Here is a 21,031-nt window from a genome sequence, read left to right on the forward strand (position 1 = left end):
CAAGGTGGGCGGGCAGAAAGTCCTAAAAGCCCCACTGGCAACTTTTTGCGGTCAAGACGGCGGGCCTTGCGATCGTACCTCTGCCAGCTAGTTGGTAACCGGAATGCTTCGTGGATAAGGTTTGATCCATGGTACAAGCCGGTCAAATGCGCCTGCGGTTACTTGGGCCTGCAGATACTGTAACCGGCCCCCGGCCTCAGGTGGAGGTTTGGCAGCTGCTGGTGCCGGCCGTTTGCGGCTTGTTCGCAAGGTACATGAGGTTGCGAACGCACAACCGAAAGTCCTTTCCGGTACGCGCCCGCAATATCGGTGCTGTGCTGCTGTCCCCTCCGCACTTGTGCACCATCCGTCTGGAGCACGTAAGATGAAAACCAGCCCTCACAGATTGCGGCTGATTCCGGCTGGCATCGACACCTACAGCCACCCTGTTGTCTATATGCACGCGGATTGCCACGTTTGTCAGGCCGAAGGTTTCCGGGCGCTTACGCGGGTGCGAATTGACTGCGGCCGCAAATGGGTAATTGCAACGCTGAACGTGGTAACCGGCGGCGGCTGGCTGCCGCCGGATGCTGCTGCTTTGTCAGATGCAGCTTGGCAGGCCTTGCAGCCCGGCCCTGATGCTATGGGACGGCTATCGCACCCGGAACCGCCAGCAGCCGCGTCTTTCATTCGTGCGAAAGTGTACGGCGAACGTCTTGAACAGGCGCAGTTCAGCACCATCATCGGCGATGCGCTGGCCCGCAGGCTTTCGGACCTGGACCTGGCTGCTTTTGTGACGGCCTGTGCCGGCGACCGGCTGGATATCGAAGAAACAATTGCTTTGACACGGGCCATGCAGGCCGCAGGCAAGACGCTGAGCTGGGGCAAGGATCTTGTGCTGGACAAACATTGCGTCGGCGGACTGCCGGGCAACCGGACCACGCCGATTGTGGTAGCGATTGCCGCCGCAGCCGGACACATCATCCCGAAAACGTCGAGCCGGGCCATCACATCACCCGCCGGGACCGCAGATGTCATGGGAGTTATGGCACCAGTGGAGCTGGATTTGACTGCAATGCGCCGGGTGATCGAGGCGCAGGGCGGCTGCGTTGTTTGGGGCGGCGGGCTTCATCTCAGTCCGGCAGATGACGTCGTGATCCGCATTGAACGGCCTCTGGATTTCGACAGCGACGGCCAGCTTGCGGCAAGTGTCTTGTCCAAGAAGGCCGCCGCAGGGGCCGATAGGGTGATCATCGATATTCCTGCAGGACCTACCGCCAAAGTCCGCTCTCCGGCAGCGGCCGCATCTCTGTCAGCGCGATTGAAAGCGGTTGCAGCAGCGATCGGGCTGGAACTCAAAGTCCACGTCAGTGACGGCAGCCAGCCGGTGGGCTGCGGGATCGGTCCGGCACTGGAAGCGGCGGATGTGCTGAAAGTGCTGCGCCGGACACCGGATGCGCCTGCGGATTTGCGCACCCGGGCGCTGACGCTGGCGGGACAATTGCTTGATTTGGGCGGTGCGGCGGGAGCCGGCGCAGACACCGCTGCAAAGCTGCTGGACAGCGGCGCCGCCGAGCAGCGTTTCATGGCAATATGCGAAGCGCAGGGCGGGTTTAGAGAACCGGAAGCCGCTGCGCACCGGACACTTGTGACTGCCGCGCACAGCGGGACAATCACCGCAATCGACAATCGCCTGATTGCCCGGATTGCCAAACTTGCAGGTGCACCGCAGCGCGCGCGCGCCGGGATTCTGCTGCTGGCCCGCCCCGGTGACAGAATTCAACGTGCCGAACCCCTTTTTGAAATCCACTCGGAAACCCCGGGAGAGCTTGCATATGCGCGGGACTATACCGCGCGCCAGACTGGTCCGTTTACCATCAGGAGGCAGCGATGACTCCCGTTCTTGCTCCGTTTTCCGCCATGATGCCTATGGGCGCCCGTCTTGCTCAGTCGGTTGGCGCCCGGATCGTGCCAATCGGCTGGCGGCACTTCCCGGATGGTGAGAGCCTGATAACCGTGGAAGGGGACGTTGCGGGCTGCGATCTGGCCATATTGTGCACATTGCGGGATCCCGACCGGCATTTATTGCCGCTGCGTTTTGCGGCAGCCACCGCCCGTGAGATGGGAGCGGCCAGAATCGGGCTGATTGCGCCCTACCTTGGCTATATGCGCCAGGACCGGCGCTTTGCTGCCGGGCAGGCCGTCAGCGCGCCGTTGTTTGCAGCCTGCCTTGAGGAAAGCTTTGACTGGCTTATAACTGCGGATCCGCATCTGCACCGGATTCAGGATCTGGCAGAACTTTTTTCAGTTCCCACACGGCGGGTGGCCACAGCTCCGGCACTTGCCGATTGGATCGCCCGGAACGTCGCCGACCCCGTCCTGATCGGTCCCGATGAAGAAAGCCGGCAATGGGTGGCCGAGGTTGCGGCACAGGCCGGGTGCCGCTTCGAGGTGTTTCGTAAACACCGAAGCGGCGATCACCAGGTAGAAATCAGTGCCCCGTCCAGGGTAGCGCTGACGGCCGGTACTCCTGTCATTTTGGATGACATAGCCTCCTCCGGCGGCACATTGGTCAGATCCATCGAACAGTTGCCGCCTGTGCGGGAAAGCCCGCCAATCTGTGTGGTGATACATGCTGTGTTTGCTGACGGGGCCTATGCCCGAGTTTTAGCAGCGGGCGCCCGCAGGATTGTCTCCACGGACAGCATCCCTCACGAAAGCAACGGAATCAGCATCGCATCCTTATTGGCAGGCGCGTGGCGCAGCCTGCTTGAAACCGGTGAAAGACGCCAGGAAAGCAGAGAAGATCCTGGGTTTTCCCGGAGTTGATTTGGCGCAATGCCTGGACACGTGAAATCAGGAATGCTGACAGCATGTGGTGGCGCAATGGAAAACAACCGCGAGAATGAACCGAATGGGACCGGACCTCCCTGGCAGCTGCCGCTGGTGCGGGGGCTGATCTGGGCTGCCCTTTTCGGCAGCCTAATGCTTTGGGCCCTGCTAATCTCAGGCGCTGGTGTTCAATCCGTGCCTTACAGCGAATTGAAAGCAATGGTTCAGCGCGGCGAGGTAACCCGAGTTTTACTGGAAGAATACAACATCACGGTAGTCAGCGGCAGTTCAAACAGAACCGAACCCGTTCGTGCCGCCATCCCGGCCCAAGGCGACCCGGATCTGCTGCCGCTGCTTGAAGCCAAGGGGGTGGAAATTACCGCCAAACCGCCGCGAGGCGTTTCGGTTCTGTCTTACATGCTGCCTTGGGTTTTGATCCTTGCGGTCTATCTCTGGTTTCAGCGGCGGATGTTCAGCCGGATCAGCGGGGGCCTGGGTTCACCTGGGCTGGGCGGGATCTTCAGCGGACGGTTCTCCAAACCCAGCGAAACCCGCCCGCAAACCACGTTTGATGACGTTGCAGGCCAGGAGCAGGCCAAACGCGAGGTGGCTGAGCTTGTCGAGTTCCTGCGCGAGCCCGACCGCTTCAGCAAAGTCGGCGCTGAGGTGCCGCATGGGGTTTTGCTGATGGGCCCGCCCGGAACCGGCAAAACCTTGCTGGCCAAGGCACTCGCCGGTGAGGCGGGTGTGCCGTTCTTTTCTACCTCAGGATCAGAGTTCATCGAGGTCTTTGTTGGTGTTGGCGCCGGCCGGGTGCGGAAGATGTTCGAAGCCGCGCGCAAAGCCGCCCCGGCGGTGATTTTCATTGATGAACTGGACAGCATTGGCCGCACCCGCGGCACTGGGCTTGGCGGCGGCCACGATGAGCGCGAACAGACACTGAACCAAATCCTTGCAGAGCTTGACGGGTTCGAGGGAAAGGAAGCGGTGGTGGTTTTGGCCGCGACCAACCGGCCGGACGTGCTGGACCCGGCGCTGCTGCGCCCCGGCCGTTTCGACCGCCACGTCACACTGAACCTGCCCGATCTGCCGGCCCGGCGCGCCATTCTCGATCTTCATGCCCGCGGCCTGCCGCTCTGCAGTCCTGACGATCTCAGCACCATCGCCGAAGGAACCCCCGGATTTTCCGGCGCTGACTTGAAAAACCTGTTGAACGAGGCCGCCATTAATGCAGCCCGGCGGCATGCCGCGGACATTACTAGTGCGGATCTTCAGGAAGCCCGGGATAAAGTGATGATGGGAACCGTGCGGACTCTGGCTCTCAAACCCGAAGAGCGGCACCGTTTGGCTGTGCATGAAGCCGGCCATACAGCTGCAGCCTTTTTTACCCCTGAAGCTGATCCGCTCTATAAGGTCACGATCATTCCACGCGGCCGCACCCTGGGCGGCACCCATATGCTGAGCCGCGAAGAGCACCATACCCTGCCGGAAGATTACCTGCGCGCCCAACTGATGATCCTGCTGGCCGGCCGTGCGGCAGAAAAGCTGTTGACCGGCACAGTCAGCTCCGGTGCGGATGACGACATCAACCGCGCAACCACGCTTGCCCGGTCCATGGTGGCACGCTGGGGCATGACTGAGGAAATCGGTCCGATTGACTTGCGGCAGAGTGAAGATCACCCCTTCCTAGGACAATCCATCGCCCAGCCGCGAGAGCATGCCGACGAGACAGCCGCTCAGGTGGATAGAGCGGTGATGAAACTGCTGAAAACAGCTGAGACGGCAGCTACGGAGCTTCTTCAAACCCATCGGGCAGGGGTCAGCCTCCTGGTTCACGAACTGGAAACGAGGGAAACGCTGAACTTTGAGGAAATCGAAACCTGTCTGACCTCGGGGAGCAAGGTCTGTCCCCTTAGCACATCAGCCTCTGACAGTCTTCCCGGAAGTACCCGCCGTTAGACAATACTAAGCTTAAGGGGCCGGGCGTGCCGGCAGGTGAACGCCATACAGGCGCAGTCAGCCAGAAAGTTAAAACGATGAAGCCCAAGACGGCTGCGTCTGAGTATTCTGCATCTGATGCTGTTGCCGCGGCATAGCTGTTTGCGGCGAAGGCCCGAACGTCCTGCCGGCCTCTATCGCCAATGCCACGGTCGGGCTGCGTTGCGGTTGCAGTATGCCGACCACAGTCAGCTGGTGGCGCTGAAACGTGTTCAAGCAGCAAGCTTACATATTGCTGACGTTGGGAGACACTATTCAACTGCTGCCTAAGCTGTCACTGCAAGCCAATCTCGCCATTTTTGGAAGATGGGATGCAGAAAGGGTTTCTTGCTTGCAAAAGATCCGGATTTTAACGTCCTGCAACAAACGGCAAACCTGTGACGAGTTGCCTAAGCCCGAGAGCAGCCCCGGCAAATATCGCTGCGAAAGTGACGGGTGCGCTGTAGGCCAGAAGGGAGAAGGCCGAAATGCCCTGTCCGACGCTGCATCCGACAGCGATTACCGCCCCGGGCCCCATTATCGCGGCTCCCACCATTTGCCGCTTGAGTTCACGCGGATCCTCGCAAGCTTCCCAGCGAAAGTGGCCTTTGGACCAGGAACCCAGGAAAGCACCAATGAGCACGCCGGAGACAGATCCGACTGCAAATGAAAGCGTGGTTCCCGATGCGGTCATGAGGTAGAGCATCGTGTCTCCCAAAGGTGCGGCGAAGGTATGGGTCTGTGCGGTTTCCCCGTCGAAACCATGGGTTGCGACCCAATATGTGCCGACCCAGCCGGACAGGATTGCCAACCCTACTGCAGCTCCCCATAAGGCTTGCGAAGGACTGCTACGAAACCGGCGGCTTGCCATTGCGAAAACCACCAAGGCAGCACCGGCCAGCAAGCCGGCAAATTCCGCTGGAATAGAAGTCAGCCGTTCAGCAAGAAAGCTGAGACTCTGAGTTTCGCTGAGATCCATTTCCACCGGGAAAACCCAGATCCGCATATGCGCCAGCGGACCCGACATGACGGCATAGGCTGAAAGGCCAATAATCAAAACGATGACAAAGGACCGCAAATCACCGCCGCCAAGCCGCGCCAGCGCGCCGTAGCCGCAGTTGCCACTGATGGCCATGCCGTAACCAAACATCAGCCCCCCGATCACCGAGCCAATCGGGTTCCATGTTTGAGCCAGGTAACGGGTCCCTGACGGATCGAACCATTCAAAGGCCATTGCAGCATGGCTGCCAATGACGGCGACACCGATCGCAACAGCCCACATCCGCAGCCGACGGTCGTCATTCGCGTAGAGGCAGTCTTCGATCGCTCCCAGAGTGCAAAAGCGGCCGATGCGGGCTGCCAGGCCCAGGACAATTCCGCCAAGAAGCCCGATCAGGGCCACGGAGTTGGCATCTCCCAAGATTTCGAACATGGCCAGTCTCCTCCCAAAGCTGGCTGTGTTTCAAACAGGCCCTTATTTTTCCCGGCAGAACAGATCGTAGATGACTTCCAGGATCTTTGTGGATCGGTCGTCAGCCAATCTGTAATAGATCGCTTTTCCTTCGCGCCGCGTTTTGACGAGGCCTTCAAATCGTAAGCGGGACAATTGCTGGGATACCGCGGCCTGCCGGGCCGAAAGCATTTCCTCCATCTGCGTGACGGATTTTTCCCCCGACGACAAATAACACAAGATCATCAGGCGTCCCTCGTGGCTGATCGCCTTGAGGAAGTTCGATGCCGTTTCTGCATTCTCCATCATCCTGTCCAAGTCCTCGGCGCACATATCCTTGGAGAACACTGGCAGTTTCGAAGGTTTGTCCAACAAGATCGCCTCGCTTTCTTGGCTTCACGTATTCAAAACAATTTATGTGATCTGCTGCGCTTTAGCCAGAGGCCTCAATCGATACTCCTCTGCCGCGCAGCAGAACACCGAGCAGGCCCCAGAAAAAATCCTCGCCCGGATAGCCTTCGATGCGGCCTACCTCCTTGCCATTTTCAAGCAAGACAAAGGTCGGTGTGAAGTAGAGAGGTTTTTCCAGTGCAATATCCCCTGGTGTGGGGCGGTGAATGTCGTGACGCCGCAGGGGCGCAATCTTTCCTTCGGGGGTTTTTGGGTAAGTCCCGGAAATTTCGGAATCCCAGCGCGCGCACCACATGCAGCCGTTCTCTTCCGCCATCAGCAGTGTCATTTCAGCCCGTGAAACCATGGGCGCAGCCAGCAGCGCAACAGACAGCAGAAGGGGAAGGAAGCGACGCACTACAAGCTCCGATTGACGATGGGATTACATCTTTGTTAATTTGAATATGTGAATGATAGCATTCCTGGGCGGAATTGGCCATGCTCGACATTACTTTCGCAGGGGCGTTGGCCGCAGGCCTGCTATCGTTTCTTTCCCCCTGCATATTGCCGATTGTCCCCTTTTACCTCAGCTATCTGGCTGGCGTAGGCATGGAGCAGATTTCGGCCGGTTCCGATGTTCCGGGGGCTGTCCGCCGCCGGGCAACATTGTCGGCGATGGCATTTGCCGCGGGCATCATAACGGTCTTCATGGCCCTTGGCGCTACGGCCTCGGTCTTCGGGCAGCTGGTCCGGGAGTATTTTGACATTCTGCGATGGATTGCGGCGGCAATCATCATTGCGATGGGGCTGCATGTTCTGGGCGTCATTCGGGTCGGAATTCTATATCGCCAGATCCGCGCGGATATCGGGGAGACCTCGGACGTCAGCCCCGCCGGAGCCTATGTCCTCGGCTTGGCTTTCGCGTTTGGCTGGACGCCATGCGTCGGGCCGGTTCTGGCTGCCATTCTGTTCACGGCCGCAGGAGCGGAAACCGCCTGGAGGGGAGCCGGTTTGCTGTTCGTCTATGGTGTCGGCATGACCGCACCGTTTGTTCTGGCGGCGCTTCTGGTGCGGCCATTCATGCAATGGATGGCGCGCTTCAGAAAACACCTGGGGCTGATCGAGAAGGCGATGGGCGGTCTGCTGATACTCTTCGGCCTGCTGATCGCAACCAACTCCATAAATCTGATCGCACAATGGATGCTGGACCACATGCCGTGGCTGGCAGCAATAGGCTAGTACGGGAGGAAGCCATGCAACGAATTCTTGTCTCCATGATAGCGTGCCTGATCGCCGGGGTGGTTTCTGCCGCAGAGGTTGGCGATGACGGCCTCCACAAAACGCCCTGGATGCGCGACACATTCAAGGACCTCCGCGAGGACCTTGAAGAGGCTTCCGGGGAAGGCAAACGGCTGGTGTTGTTCATCGAACAGCAGGGCTGCATCTACTGCAAGAAAATGCACGAGGAAGTTTTCCCGCAGCCTGACATGGCCGCTTACATCGAAGAAAACTTCTTTGCCGTTCAACTGGATTTGCACGGAAGCGCAACGGCGGTTGATTTTGACGGAGAGGAGAGCGAGCAAAGATCGCTGATGCGCAAATGGGGCATATTGTTCACGCCAACGCTCGTTTTCCTGCCCGGCGAGGTGCCTGAGGATGCCACGGCGATCGAAGCTGCAGTCGCAGTTATGCCGGGCGCGTTTTCCAAGGAAACCACCTTGGACCTTTTTACCTGGGTCAACGAGAAACGGTACGAGATTGAAAACGGGGAAGATTTTCAACGGTACCACGCACGGCGAATTCGTGAGCGCAACAATGTTGCTCAAGACTGATTTTGCTGGATACATATAAAAAAATTCATGAAAATGAATTTAATGTTGCGACATGCCTTGTTCGTCGACTACGGTACACAAAGTCGTTGGGCCGCAAAGCACTGCCGCGCGGCAGCAAATGGGAGGGATCATGAAGCTGAGACTCATTACTCTGGCCTGTGCATTGACAGGCGCTGCTGCCATCGCGGCGGAGACCAGTCCAAAGGAAATCCAATACGACGAGTATGGCGCCGTTGCGGAACCGCTGACCGGCGTCGCTGGTGACGCGGCCAACGGAGCGGTCATTGTTGGCGAAAAATCGAAAGGCAACTGTGTCGCCTGCCATGAGGTCACAGCCCTGGCAGATATTCCGTTTCATGGGGAAGTCGGCCCGATGCTTGACGGTGCCGGTGACCGGTGGACCGAGGCGGAGCTTCGCGGACTGGTGGCGAACGCCAAGATGACCTTTGAAGGAACGGTGATGCCGGCTTTCTACAAGGACGAAGGCTATATCCGCCCTGGCGACGGTTATACCGGCAAGGCTCCTTCTGCACCGCTGACCTCGATCCTGACCGCACAGGAAATCGAAGATGTCGTCGCATTTCTTGCGACGCTGAAGGAGCAGTGACCGTGTCCGCAAGCACGGAACCCGAAGGACGCAAAGGAGACTGAAGATGGAACTTACTCGTCGCGAGACGCTGGGCCTGGGCCTGGGCGCCGCGGTGCTGGCCGTGGCACCATTCCGCGCAAACGCGGCTGCTGAAGACGCGATTGCAGCATTCACGGGCGGAGCGGATATGGCCGAGGGCGGGGTAGCTTTGACGGCGCCGGAAATCGCTGAGAACGGCAACACCGTTCCGATCGAAGTCAGCGCCCCGGGTGCCACTGCGATCTTGGTTGTGGCTGCGGGCAACCCGGAGCCGGGCGTCGCAACCTTCAACTTTGGCCCGCTGGCAGCTGCACAGACCGCTTCCACGCGCATCCGTCTTGCTGGAACGCAGGATGTGATCGCGGTGGCCAAGATGGCTGATGGCAGCTTCGCCAAGGCCTCGGCGACCGTAAAAGTGACAATTGGCGGCTGCGGCGGCTGATCGCCTCGCGCCCTGAAGAACAGGAGATCACCCAATGGCATCTGGAGTTAAACCCCGCGTCAAGGTTCCAAAGACTGCCGCCGCAGGTGAAGCGGTCACAATCAAGACTCTCATCAGCCACAAGATGGAAAGCGGTCAGCGCAAGGACAAGGAAGGCAATGTCATTCCGCGTTCGATCATCAACCGTTTCACCTGCGAGTTCAACGGAGAACTGGTGGTGGACGTGACGATGGAACCTGCGATTTCAACGAACCCCTATTTCCAGTTTGAGGCCACTGTGCCCGAAGCCGGGGAGTTCGTGTTCACCTGGTATGACGACGACGGCTCCGTCTACGACACCAAGAAGTCGATCGAGGTCGCCTGATGGTTCGGCCACTAAGGCAGATCAGCGCCCGCCTGTGAACGCTGGCGCTGGTTCACCAAGGGAGGAAAGCAATGAACAAAAAGGCACTTACGGCGATCGCGGCAGTTTTGGCCTATCCTGTTGCAGTGATAGCCGGTCCGGACGAAGACAAACTTGTGATCAATGAAGAACTGAACATGATCTCGGTGACGGAAGCGCCGGCGCATGCGGAAAACCTGGATACGATCTATTCCGGCTGGCATTTCCGTACCGACGAAACGCAGGCCTTGCAGACTGACGATTTTGACAATCCGGCAATGGTATTCGTCGATCAGGCCGCAGACCTTTTCGGAACTGTGGATGGAGCGGCTGGCAAGAGCTGTGCCTCCTGTCATGAAGACGTGGAAAGCTTCAAGGGCCTGCAGGCATCAATGCCCAAGGTCGATGCCGAAAGCGGCAAATTGGTTGTGATGGAGGACCTGATCAACAAGTGCCGGACCGATCGTATGGAAGCGGATGCCTGGAAATGGTCCGGTGCCGACATGCAGGGGATAGTTGCACTGATTGGCCTGCAGTCACGCGGCATGCCTGTGAACGTTGCCATTGATGGCGCCGCGGCCCCGTTCTGGGAGCAAGGTAAAGAGATGTATTATACCCGCTATGGCCAGTTGGAGCTCAGCTGCGCCAACTGCCATGAAGAAAACTGGGGCAATATGATCCGTGCCGACCATCTGAGCCAGGGTATGACCAACGGTTTCCCCACCTACCGGCTGAAACAGGCCAAGCTGATCTCGCGCCACAACCGGTTCCGCGGCTGTATCCGCGACACGCGCGCCGAAACGTTTGCCGAAGGCTCGGACGAGTTCCGGGCGCTGGAGCTCTATGTCGCATCGCGGGGCAACGGGCTTTCGGTCGAAACCCCTGCAGTCCGCCAGTAACGCTGCGCCCGCGCCGGGGATGCCTGGCGCGGGCATTTCACACCAATAACATTCACATATTTAGATGTGAAAAGGGAAAGCCGAAGATGATTTCGCGACGTGACTTTCTGCAGGTTTCCATGGCAGCTTCGGCGCTTTACGGGGTGTCCGGCTATGGGAATTGGGCCCGGCTGGCGGCGCAACAGAGCCTGACCCAGGACCAATTGCTGGAATTCGAGACCTACGGCAACATAAGCCTGATCCATGTCACCGATATTCACGCGCAACTGAAGCCGGTATTTTTCCGCGAACCCGAAGTCAACCTCGGCATCGGGGATGCACGCGGGCAGATGCCGCATGTGACGGGCGCGGCCTTCCGCAAGGCCTATGGGATCGAAGACGGAAGCCCATCCGCTTATGCGCTGACCTACAACGATTTTACTTCGCTGGCGCGGACGTACGGCCGGGTAGGGGGGCTGGACCGGGTCTCGACTGTCATCAACGCCATCCGCGCTGACCGCCCCGATGCGCTGCTGCTGGACGGCGGCGACACATGGCATGGGTCATACACCTGCTATCACACTGCCGGTCAGGACATGGTCAACGTGATGAACGCGCTGAAACCCGATGCAATGACGTTCCACTGGGAGTTCACCCTGGGCAGCGGCCGGGTCAATGAAATCGTCGAAGGGCTGCCATTTGCCGCCCTAGGGCAGAACATATTCGACGCTGAATGGGACGAACCGGCTGAGCTGTTCAAGCCCTACAAGTTCTTCGACCGCGGCGGTGCCAAGGTTGCCGTGATCGGACAGGCGTTCCCGTACATGCCGATTGCGAACCCCAGCTGGATGTTCCCCGAATACTCCTTTGGAATCCGTGACGAGAACATGCAGGCCATGGTGGATGAAGTCCGCGACGTTGGCGCCGATGCGGTTGTCGTGCTCAGCCATAATGGTTTCGATGTCGATAAGAAGATGGCCGGTCGTGTCCAAGGGATTGATGTGATCCTGAGCGGGCATACCCACGACGCGCTGCCAGAGCCGGTTCTGGTCAACAAAACGCACATCATTGCATCCGGCTCGAACGGCAAGTTCGTCAGCCGTGTGGACCTGGATGTGCGGGATGGCCGGATGATGGGCCTGAAGCACAAGCTGATCCCGATTTTCTCGGACGTGATTGCGCCCGATCCGGCGATCACCGCGCTGATTGATGAGCAGCGTGCGCCTTATGAAGCGGCGCTGAACGAAGTGATCGGAAAGACGGATACGCTGCTCTACCGGCGTGGCAACTTCAACGGCACCTGGGACGACCTGATCTGCGATGCGCTGCTGAGCGAGCGGGAAGCAGATATCGCGATGTCGCCAGGGGTGCGCTGGGGGCCTTCGATCCTGCCGGGTCAGGACATCACGCGCGAGGATTTGTGGAACGTTACCTCGATGACGTATCCGAATGCCTACCGGACTGAAATGACCGGTGAATTCATCCACGTTATCCTGGAAGACGTTGGCGACAACCTGTTCAACCCCGATCCCTATTACCAGCAGGGCGGCGATATGGTTCGTGTCGGAGGGCTTGGCTACCGCATCGACGTGACCAAGCCGCAGGGGCAGCGGATCAGCAACATGACCCTGCTCAAGACCGGCGAGGCGATCGATCCGGCGAAAACCTACGTCGTGGCGGGCTGGGCCAGCGTCAATGAAGGCACCGAAGGCCCGCCGGTCTGGGACGTCGTTGAAAACCACATTCGCAATCAGGGCACGGTGACCGTCGGGCCGAATACATCAGTCGAGGTGATCGGCGCCTGATACCGCGGCCTCATACGGCCTTGAAACGCTAGAACAAGATTTGCTGATCGAGTAACGGAGGCAAACAAAAATGAGTGCAAACTCCAGAGCAAAGGCACCCTCCCGCCGCCAATTCCTGAGCGGGGCAGCCGCCGTTGGAGTAGGGGTGGCTGCTGCCGGGACGACCCGCGCCGCAGACCCGGATCCGCTGATCACCAACGTCCAGGAGTGGGCGCAGGCAACAGGAGAAGGCGTGGACGCAACGCCCTACGGTTTGCCGATCCAGTTTGAGAAGGACGTGGTGCGGCGCAACGTCGAATGGCTGACAGCCGACACGATCAGTTCGATCAACTTCACGCCGATTCATGCGCTGGACGGGACGATCACCCCGCAAGGCTGCGCCTTCGAACGGCACCATTCCGGCGCTATCGAGCTGAGCAAGGCGGACTACCGCCTGATGATCAACGGCCTGGTCGATACGCCGCTTGTCTTCACCTATGAGGATCTTGAACGCTTCCCGCGTGAGAACCGTGTTTATTTCTGCGAATGCGCGGCGAATACCGGCATGGAATGGGCGGGCGCGCAGTTGAACGGCGCGCAGTTCACGCATGGCATGATCCACAACATGGAGTATTCCGGCGTGCCGCTGCGCCTTTTGCTGGAGGAAGCCGGCGTCAAACGTGAAGGCAGGTGGGTCTATGTCGAGGGTGCTGATGCATCCTCCAACGGCCGCTCGATCCCGCTGGAAAAGGCGCTGGATGACGTGCTGGTTGCGTTCAAGGCTAACGGAGAGGCGCTGCGCAAAGAACACGGCTATCCTGTCCGGCTGGTGGTGCCCGGCTGGGAAGGCAACATGTGGGTCAAGTGGCTGCGCCGGGTCGAAGTGACCGGGATGGCCATTGAAAGCCGCGAAGAGACGTCCAAGTATACAGATACGCTCGAGGACGGCATGTCACGCAAGTGGACATGGGTGATGGACGCCAAATCGGTTGTCACGGCGCCCAGCCCGCAGGCGCCGATCGCGCATGGACCGGGGCCGCTGGTGATCACGGGTCTGGCCTGGTCCGGCCGCGGCTCGATCACCGGAGTCGACGTTTCTGTCGATGGCGGCAAGAACTGGACGCCCGCGCGCCTGGCAGCACCAGGCACCGACAAGGCGCTGACCCGCTTCTACCTGGACTACAACTGGGACGGATCGGAAATGCTGCTGCAGGCCCGCGCCAAGGATTCCACCGGATACGTCCAGCCCAGCAAGGCGCAATTGCGGGAGGTGCGTGGAGAGAACTCGATCTACCACAACAATTGCATCCAGACCTGGTGGATCAAGGAAAACGGAGAGGCGGAAAATGTCGAAGTATCATAAGCTGTTCGCTGCCTCAGCCCTTGGCCTGTGCCTGGCGGTTCCCGCATTTGCAGGGAGCTTCGGCCTTGGCCGCCCAGCACTGCCGGAAGAGATCACCGCCTGGGACCTGGATGTTGCCCCGGATGGAACCGGACTTCCCGAAGGATCCGGCGACGTGTTCACCGGAGAGGAGGTTTTTGCCGAACATTGTGCCGTTTGCCACGGGGATTTTGCTGAAGGCGTCGGCAACTGGCCCAAACTGGCGGGCGGCGAAGGGACGCTTGCCGACAAGGATCCGCTAAAGACGGTTGGATCCTATTGGCCTTATCTTTCAACGGTCTGGGACTATGTGAACCGGTCAATGCCGTTTGGAAACGCGCAGTCGCTGGAACCGGATGAGGTCTATGCGATCGTGGCCTACATCCTCTATTCCAACGACATCGTCGACGATGAATTCACGCTGACGCACGAGAATTTTCTCGAGGTGGACATGCCGAATGCCGACGGATTCATCGTGGATGACCGCGAAACCGCCGAGGCGCATTTCTGGATGGATGAGCCGTGCATGGAGGACTGCAAGGAAAATGTTAAAATCGCCATGCGCGCGGCCGTTCTGGACGTGACGCCCGAAGAGACAGGGGCCGTGGGAGTACAAGCATCTGAGCAGGAAGCCCAAGCAAAATCTGAAGGGGCTTCGGAGGGATCTGCGGAAGTTGAGGACACTGCAGCGCTTGACCCCGAGATGATCGAAAGCGGTGAAAAGGTTTTCAAGAAATGCAAGTCCTGCCATCAGGTTGGCGAAGGCGCCAAGCATCGCACGGGTCCGGCCTTGAACGGGATTGCCGGTGCCACTGCGGGTGCCATCGAAGGCTTCAAATACTCCAAGGCGATGAAAGCGGCGGCTGAGGAGGGGCTTGTTTGGACCGACGAAGAGCTGGCTGCGTTCCTTGCCAAACCCAAGGCCTATATGAAGGGGACGCGGATGTCCTTTGCCGGCCTCGGGAAGCAGGACGAAATCGACGCGGTCATCGTATACCTCAAGTCATTCGGAAGCTGATCATGCGGTGGCCGGGCGCACAGGTGTTTGCTGCAGTGGCCGGGGTTCTTTCCCCCGCGGCCGGCGCTGCAGCAGAACTTGGCGATGCAGAGGCCGGAAAACTTGTGTTCGAGAAATGCAAGGGCTGCCATCAGGTTGGAGAAGGTGCTGAAAGCAGGATCGGCCCGCATCTGAACGGCGTCTTCGGGCGCAAAGCTGCAGGGCTTGAAGGGTTCAACTACTCCAAGAGCCTTGAGCGTGCGGGAAACTCCGGCCTGGAATGGCATGCGGACACATTGTCGGCCTACGTTGAAAATCCGCGCTCATTTGCGTCGGGAACCCGGATGAGCTTTCCAGGACTGAAAGACCCGCAAGACCGGGCCAATGTCATCGCCTACCTGCGCAAGTTCTCGGACAATCCGCGGGACATCCCGGAGGCTGACCCGACGGCCAAAGGAACGGACCACTCAGTGGATCCCGGGATTTTGGCGATTCAGGGCGACCCGGAATACGGCGCCTATCTCAGCAGCGAATGCACAACCTGCCATCAGATTGAAGGCGGCGATGAGGGCATCCCGTCCATCGTCTTTTGGCCGGATGAGGACTTTATCATTGCCATGCACGCCTACAAGGAGAAGCAGCGCCCCCATCCTGTGATGCAGATGATTGCCGGGCGCCTGAGCAACGAGGAAATCGCGGCCTTGGCCGCGTATTTCAAGAACCCGGAGTAAAAGTGGCAAAAGGGGAGGAAACGCGATGACACTCAACAGACGCACATTTCTTGGGACCGCCGGTGCAGTCGCTGCCGGGCTGTCGGCGCCGGCCGTCTTGGCGCAGGGCAAGCCGCGGGTCGTGGTTGTCGGCGGCGGGGCAGGCGGTGCAACCGCAGCCCGCTACATCGCCAAGGACAGCAAGGGCGAGATTGATGTCACGCTGATCGAACCGTCGCGGACCTATTACACCTGCTTCTTCTCCAACCTGTATCTGGGCGGTTTCCAAGAGCTTTCCGGCATCGCGCACAGCTATGGAACGCTGGCAGCTGGCTATGGTATCAACGTCATCCACGATTGGGCCACTGGGGTTGATCCGGATGCCAGGACCGTTTCCTTGGCTGGCGGCGGATTCCTCCCCTATGACAAGCTGATCCTGAGTCCGGGTATCGACTTTGTTGATGGAGCGGTAGAGGGGTGGGATGTCTCGGCACAGAACAAGATGCCCCATGCCTACAAGGCCGGTTCCCAGACGGAGCTTCTGAAGGCGCAGATCATGGCGATGCCCGAAGGGGGAACCTTTGCGATGGTGGCGCCGCCGAACCCGTACCGCTGCCCGCCGGGACCCTATGAGCGGGTTTCGATGGTGGCGCATGTTTTAAAAGCCAGAAACCCGGCCGCCAAGATCATTGTTGCCGATCCAAAGCCCAAGTTCTCCAAGATGGCTCTGTTCCAGGAAGGCTGGGCAAACCACTACGAAGGAATGGTTGACTGGATCGGAGAGGATTTCGGCGGCGGCAACGTTTCTGTGGACCCGGATGCCATGACGGTGACCATCGACGGAGAAGAAACCAAGGTTGACGTCTGCAATGTGATCCCGGCGATGAAAGCAGGCCGCATTGCGGAAATGGCGGGGGTGACCGATGGCAATTGGGCTCCTGTGAACGCAGCCGACATGTCGTCGAAGGCAAATCCTGACATCTACGTCCTGGGTGATGCCAGCCAGCAGGGGGATATGCCGAAGTCTGGATTTTCCGCCAACAGCCAAGCGAAGGTTTGCGCGAATGCAGTTCGCGGCGCGCTCACCGGGTCCAAGGTATTTCCGGCCAAGTTCTCGAACACTTGCTGGTCGCTGATCGGCACCAATGACGGGGTCAAGGTCGGTGCGACCTATGAGGCCACCCCAGAAAAAATCGCCAAGGTGGATGGTTTTATCAGCCAGACCGGCGAAGACGCCGACCTGAGGAAAGCCACCTACGAAGAATCGATTGGCTGGTACGCGGGCATCACCTCGGACATGTTTGGATAGGGAAACAGAGGGCGGCCGGTGCCATGGCCCTGCCGCTCTATACGTGAAAAGCGGGCCTGGAGGAGGAATACTATCATGAACCACTGTGTTGCAGCCGCTGCAATCGCTGGCGTTTTGGCAAACCAGGCCATTGCCGGAGAGATTGTCACAGTTCCTTTTGACGGCAGTTTTGATGACGCCACATTTGCAGTTGAATCTGCAATCGTCGGCGAGGGGCTGGTCATTGACTACGTGAGCCATGTTGGCGAGATGCTGAACCGCACAGGGGCCGATGTTGGAAGCGACAAGCAGATCTTCTCTGCCGCGGATATCTTTATCTTCTGCTCCGCAAAAATCTCGCGTGAAGTGATGGAAGCTGACCCGATGAACATCGGTTATTGCCCTTACGGGATATTTGTCACCGAGGACGAAAGCGGAGTTCAGGTCGGCTACCGGAGCTATCCGGACGGTCCGATGGACAAGGTCGAGGCCCTGCTGTCGGAAATCGTCGAAGAGGCTGTTGGAAACTGAAGGGAAATGCGGCCAGCCGCCGGGAGAGGCGGAGCGGCAGGTTCTTCTTTGAGCAAACTGTGGACCTTGCCCCGTTTGCGTGCAGGCCGACGGCCGTGCAGTCGGCATTTGACAAAAGACAAGGACAGCCACGTAACCGAGTGAGAGTTTCTATCCATGGAGATGCTCATCGATCTGCTGGGGGATGCCGGTGCTTTGGCCGTTGCCGGGCTGGTTGTTGGCATCATGTTCGGGGCCGCAGCACAGAAATCCCATTTCTGTTTGCGTGCTGCCACGGTGGAGGTTGCCGACGGCCGGCTTGGGCCCCGCTTGGCGGTTTGGCTGATTGCCTTCATGTCGGCACTGGCTCTTGTTCAGGGATCTGTTGCCCTGGATTTTCTGGAGCTGTCCGGCACGCGTGCGATCGCTTCAACAGGCAGCATCAGTGGTGCCTTGATCGGCGGCGTGATGTTCGGCACCGGAATGGTTTTGGCGCGCGGCTGCGCGTCGCGGCTGCTGGTTTTGGCCTCTTGCGGCAACTTGCGGGCATTGGTCACGGGGCTGATCCTGACACTAGTGGCACAGGCGGCTTTTACGGGAGTGCTCAGCCCGGCACGTGAGACGCTCGCCGGTATCTGGATGGTCTCTGGCGGCGCGGCGCGGGATCTGTCCATGATATTTGGCTTGCCAACCGCTGTTTACGCCATTTTGGCAATGGCAGGATTGCTGCTGGCAATAGCGTTTGCAGTCGCGCAGAAGGTGCCCGTGGCAACGATGGTGCCAGCTGCGGGTGTCGGGGGAGCGGTGGCGATTGGCTGGCTGATGACGTTTGCGATTGCCCAAACATCGTTTGAAATCGTGCCGGTATCGTCAGTCACGTTCACCGGCCCTGCCACGGATACCCTAATGGCGCTGGTTGCGGAGCGGAACGTGGAACTGTCTTTTGGCATTGGCCTCGTTCCCGGGGTCGCAATGGGCGCCGCTGCAACAGCCATTCATTCGGGTGACTGGGAAATTGAAAGGTTCGGCGCAGACACCCCGATGGAACGGTATCTCGCCGGGGCCGTCCTTATGGGCTTCGGAGCAATGCTAGCAGGGGGCTGTGCGGTCGGTGCCGGCCTGTCGGGCGGGTCGGCCTTTTCACTGACCGCATGGATAGCAGTGTTCGCGATGTGGGCAGGGGCAGTTGCCACGCATCGGCTGATGAAGCGGCATCCGGTTTCACAGAGGTCCTGAGTTATTCAAATTCCATTTGCTCGTAAACACGGCCGGCATTCTTTGCTGCCAGTTCCTCAAATGTATCCAGGTGGGCGTAGGGCGACTGGTCAACGTAATAGGCTTCGGCCAGATCTCCGCCGGCGTCCATATGTTCCTGAATTCTGCTGCGCAGGAATATCAGGTAGTCGCGTGTATACCTGCGGACCTGATCCATGTTCGTCGGATGGCCATGCCCCGGGATGACATAGGCTGCCCCCAGGCTCTCAAACGCATTGTCCCAGGTTTCAAGCCAATCCGCGGTGTAGGTATCCTGAAAAATCGGCAGCATGCGCTCGTGAAAAGCCATATCCCCCGCAATGACCAGGTTTTGGTTGGGCAACCATATCGAGATATCCCCGGGGCTGTGCGCAGGCCCGAGGTATCTGGCTTCGATGCGGAATTCGCCCATTTCGACCACGTATTCGTCGTCGAACGTTTCGGTCGGGCCCGCCAGGTAAGTGCCCTCTGCCTTATCCTGGTTGTATTTCTTCATCTGCTCGAGGATCTGCGGGCCATATTCCTCGAACTCCGCCGCGGCATCCGCATGGGCAATTATGGGCACACCGATCTGAGACCAGTAGCCATTGCCGAGCATCGCATGCCCCTGTCCGTTTTCGTTGAAGACAAGCTTGACCGGCTGATCGGTGACAGCCTGAATTTCCCGGTGAAGAGCCTCGGCAAGCGTATATGCCGCACCACCGTTCACAACGACAACGCCTTCTCCCGTCACAATGAAGCTCAGATTGTTGTTGTGGCCTGAGTTTTCATAAGTAGGCGGCGCGGTTGCGCCAATGGCGGAAAACACGCCAGGAATGTACTCGACCGGTTTTGAGTACAGCACACTCTGCGGATACTGGTCTGCGATATCTTCGCTGGCCCAAGCTGGCAGGGCCAAAGCGGCAACAATCAATACAATCCGATTCATGACGGCTCCCCGATAAAGCGATAGGCCGAACCAGCCTTTTCAACGCGGCCAAATCCGCCGCTTGGCAGGTGAAAGCCAACGAGCCTCATCTGCTCTGCCAAAATCTGTTCCAGCAGCGATTTTCGGGCGGTTGCCGCGGCCTTTGGATCCTGATCTGTGCCATTGAGCCAACCGGGACGTTCGAACGCGACATGAGGGTTGCCGAGCGCATCTCCGACAACCATCAGCGCGTCGTTGCCTTTGCGGACCTCAAACGCCATATGACCGGGCGTGTGACCGTAGGCTGCGCGTGCTGCGATACCGGGGAGGATCTCCTGCCCGTCATCAAAAAACTCGACCTGATCTTCGATTGCTTCCATTCGCCGCTTCGCACCTGCAGCGAATGATGCGCGATCGGCCCCAATGGAATCCACTGTTGCAGGGTTCCACCAGTAATCCCACTCTTTCCGGCCAAAGAGATGAACGGCCTTGGGAAAGAACGGATCATCAAAACCATCCAGAACTCCCCAGATGTGATCCGGGTGGGCATGTGTCAGTACAACGTGTGTGATTTCATCGGGGGACAAGCCAATCGCGTCGAAAGTTTCCGGAAGCTTGCCGGATGTGGCCATGAAATCCGGTCCGGCGCCCGCGTCGAACAACACCGTGTTTTCCCCATCACGGTACAACACAACGTTGCAATTTGGCTCATACTTGCTGAGGCTGGTCTGATGGCGGGCCAGCAGCTCTTCGAGTTCTTTCTGCGGCATCGCCCCGAACACCATTTCAGGCGGTAATGACAAGTACCCGTCCGATAATGTTGTGATCCATGCTGACGAACCAATCGGCAAATCTGCACGCACAATCTCAGCCTGGCTGCCAAGAGCCGCCAGACAGGCGCCTTGGTACAGAAAAGTGCGGCGGGAAAATTGTTGTATTCTGCCCATACATAATCATTAATTTGAATGTTATTGTTTGTAAATGCTGAGTACGTGCATTCTGGCACAGTTTTTGCAGGCGGTTTGAAGGACGGCCAGTGCAGCCTGCGCCAGCTTGGATGCCCGCCGCAGGCGAGTTTTCAGTGCTCTGGGGCGAAAGCACACCCTGAGGATGCCCGTTTAGCAAACGCGGTTTTGCAATGTGCCGATTACCGGTTCGCAAGGCCTGGATATTAGGCCTTGATATCAGGGGCACGCACTGGCCCCGGAGACAGGGGAACCGCCGGCCTGCGGCGTTGGCACGGTTGCCGGATGCGGCCTGATTGCGGCAGGCTGGGAGCAGCAGCCGGTTGGGTCAGCGGAGGTCGGAGCATGGGAGAGCCTGTTGAGGAGCGCGGCGGCGGGCCGCTTTGCGGGCTGACGCGGCAGCAGGCTGAGGCGGCGCGGCGGACGTTTGGCTGGAACGAGCTGC

General features: G+C 59.0%; 21 protein-coding genes. 16 read left to right on the forward strand and 5 right to left on the reverse strand.

The window, feature by feature from the left end; genetic code table 11:
* Positions 1 to 232: 232 nt before the first annotated feature.
* From KUW17_RS22035 to ftsH, 3 genes are read left to right on the forward strand one after another with little or no spacing between them, the layout of a single operon-like run.
* A complete protein-coding gene (locus KUW17_RS22035) occupies positions 233 to 1,873 on the forward strand; it encodes a thymidine phosphorylase family protein (RefSeq protein ID WP_261397359.1) in 1,641 nt (546 codons plus the stop codon).
* Complete coding sequence (locus tag KUW17_RS22040; RefSeq protein ID WP_222482462.1) at positions 1,870 to 2,808, forward strand: ribose-phosphate diphosphokinase; 939 nt, start codon at positions 1,870 to 1,872, stop codon at positions 2,806 to 2,808. Before KUW17_RS22035 ends, KUW17_RS22040 begins: the two co-directional genes overlap by 4 nt.
* Positions 2,809 to 2,865: 57 nt before the next feature.
* Positions 2,866 to 4,770, forward strand: coding sequence for an ATP-dependent zinc metalloprotease FtsH (gene ftsH, locus KUW17_RS22045; protein ID WP_222482463.1), 1,905 nt, complete (start codon positions 2,866 to 2,868; stop codon positions 4,768 to 4,770).
* A gap of 388 nt (positions 4,771 to 5,158) precedes the next feature.
* On the opposite strand, the gene KUW17_RS22050 is transcribed toward ftsH, so the two are convergent.
* From KUW17_RS22050 to KUW17_RS22060, 3 genes are all read right to left on the reverse strand, one after another.
* Positions 5,159 to 6,220, reverse strand: coding sequence for a YeeE/YedE family protein (locus tag KUW17_RS22050; RefSeq protein ID WP_222482464.1), 1,062 nt, complete (start codon positions 6,218 to 6,220; stop codon positions 5,159 to 5,161).
* Between the two features lie 42 nt (positions 6,221 to 6,262).
* Positions 6,263 to 6,571, reverse strand: a complete 309-nt coding sequence (locus KUW17_RS22055; protein ID WP_222482482.1) for an ArsR/SmtB family transcription factor — start codon at positions 6,569 to 6,571, stop codon at positions 6,263 to 6,265.
* 100 nt (positions 6,572 to 6,671) lie between these two features.
* Complete coding sequence (locus tag KUW17_RS22060) at positions 6,672 to 7,046, reverse strand: hypothetical protein (RefSeq protein WP_315899419.1); 375 nt, start codon at positions 7,044 to 7,046, stop codon at positions 6,672 to 6,674.
* 80 nt (positions 7,047 to 7,126) lie between these two features.
* Between KUW17_RS22060 and KUW17_RS22065 the strand changes: the two genes are divergently transcribed.
* The 13 genes from KUW17_RS22065 to KUW17_RS22125 all read left to right on the forward strand — a co-directional run bounded on the left by KUW17_RS22065 (position 7,127) and on the right by KUW17_RS22125 (position 18,696).
* Positions 7,127 to 7,867, forward strand: a complete 741-nt coding sequence (locus tag KUW17_RS22065; protein WP_222482484.1) for a cytochrome c biogenesis CcdA family protein — start codon at positions 7,127 to 7,129, stop codon at positions 7,865 to 7,867.
* A 14-nt stretch (positions 7,868 to 7,881) separates the two neighbouring features.
* Complete coding sequence (locus tag KUW17_RS22070; protein WP_222482465.1) at positions 7,882 to 8,460, forward strand: thioredoxin family protein; 579 nt, start codon at positions 7,882 to 7,884, stop codon at positions 8,458 to 8,460.
* 130 nt (positions 8,461 to 8,590) lie between these two features.
* The gene (gene soxX, locus KUW17_RS22075) at positions 8,591 to 9,067 is read left to right on the forward strand and encodes a sulfur oxidation c-type cytochrome SoxX (RefSeq protein ID WP_222482466.1); all 477 of its coding nucleotides are present in this window, start codon (positions 8,591 to 8,593) and stop codon (positions 9,065 to 9,067) included.
* 46 nt (positions 9,068 to 9,113) lie between these two features.
* The gene (soxY, locus tag KUW17_RS22080) at positions 9,114 to 9,530 is read left to right on the forward strand and encodes a thiosulfate oxidation carrier protein SoxY (protein WP_222482467.1); all 417 of its coding nucleotides are present in this window, start codon (positions 9,114 to 9,116) and stop codon (positions 9,528 to 9,530) included.
* A gap of 34 nt (positions 9,531 to 9,564) precedes the next feature.
* Positions 9,565 to 9,894, forward strand: a complete 330-nt coding sequence (soxZ, locus tag KUW17_RS22085; protein WP_222482468.1) for a thiosulfate oxidation carrier complex protein SoxZ — start codon at positions 9,565 to 9,567, stop codon at positions 9,892 to 9,894.
* 71 nt (positions 9,895 to 9,965) lie between these two features.
* Entirely contained in the window at positions 9,966 to 10,811 is an 846-nt protein-coding gene (gene soxA / locus KUW17_RS22090; RefSeq protein ID WP_222482469.1) for a sulfur oxidation c-type cytochrome SoxA, read from the forward strand.
* Between the two features lie 86 nt (positions 10,812 to 10,897).
* Positions 10,898 to 12,595 (forward strand): thiosulfohydrolase SoxB, encoded by a 1,698-nt coding sequence (soxB, locus tag KUW17_RS22095; protein WP_222482470.1) that lies wholly within the window; start codon positions 10,898 to 10,900, stop codon positions 12,593 to 12,595.
* 70 nt (positions 12,596 to 12,665) lie between these two features.
* Positions 12,666 to 13,937: a sulfite dehydrogenase gene (gene soxC, locus KUW17_RS22100; RefSeq protein WP_222482471.1), complete on the forward strand. Its 1,272-nt coding sequence runs from the start codon at positions 12,666 to 12,668 to the stop codon at positions 13,935 to 13,937.
* Positions 13,921 to 14,973 (forward strand): c-type cytochrome, encoded by a 1,053-nt coding sequence (locus KUW17_RS22105; protein WP_222482472.1) that lies wholly within the window; start codon positions 13,921 to 13,923, stop codon positions 14,971 to 14,973. Before soxC ends, KUW17_RS22105 begins: the two co-directional genes overlap by 17 nt.
* A gap of 2 nt (positions 14,974 to 14,975) precedes the next feature.
* Positions 14,976 to 15,683 carry a c-type cytochrome gene (locus KUW17_RS22110; RefSeq protein ID WP_222482473.1) on the forward strand — a complete coding sequence of 236 codons (708 nt, stop codon included), beginning with the start codon at positions 14,976 to 14,978 and terminating at the stop codon, positions 15,681 to 15,683.
* Positions 15,684 to 15,708: 25 nt separating this feature from the next.
* The gene (locus KUW17_RS22115) at positions 15,709 to 16,971 is read left to right on the forward strand and encodes an NAD(P)/FAD-dependent oxidoreductase (protein WP_222482474.1); all 1,263 of its coding nucleotides are present in this window, start codon (positions 15,709 to 15,711) and stop codon (positions 16,969 to 16,971) included.
* A gap of 75 nt (positions 16,972 to 17,046) precedes the next feature.
* Complete coding sequence (locus KUW17_RS22120) at positions 17,047 to 17,481, forward strand: DUF302 domain-containing protein (protein WP_222482475.1); 435 nt, start codon at positions 17,047 to 17,049, stop codon at positions 17,479 to 17,481.
* Positions 17,482 to 17,637: 156 nt separating this feature from the next.
* Entirely contained in the window at positions 17,638 to 18,696 is a 1,059-nt protein-coding gene (locus tag KUW17_RS22125) for a YeeE/YedE family protein (protein ID WP_222482476.1), read from the forward strand.
* A 1-nt stretch (position 18,697) separates the two neighbouring features.
* Here KUW17_RS22125 and KUW17_RS22130 read toward each other — a convergent pair whose 3' ends face one another.
* Both KUW17_RS22130 and KUW17_RS22135 read right to left on the reverse strand, forming a co-directional pair.
* A complete protein-coding gene (locus KUW17_RS22130; RefSeq protein WP_222482477.1) occupies positions 18,698 to 19,642 on the reverse strand; it encodes an MBL fold metallo-hydrolase in 945 nt (314 codons plus the stop codon).
* Entirely contained in the window at positions 19,639 to 20,568 is a 930-nt protein-coding gene (locus KUW17_RS22135) for an MBL fold metallo-hydrolase (protein ID WP_222482478.1), read from the reverse strand. Before KUW17_RS22135 ends, KUW17_RS22130 begins: the two co-directional genes overlap by 4 nt.
* Positions 20,569 to 21,031 lie beyond the last annotated feature (463 nt).

This window comes from Leisingera aquaemixtae, assembly GCF_019801145.1.
Lineage (GTDB): Bacteria > Pseudomonadota > Alphaproteobacteria > Rhodobacterales > Rhodobacteraceae > Leisingera > Leisingera aquaemixtae_A.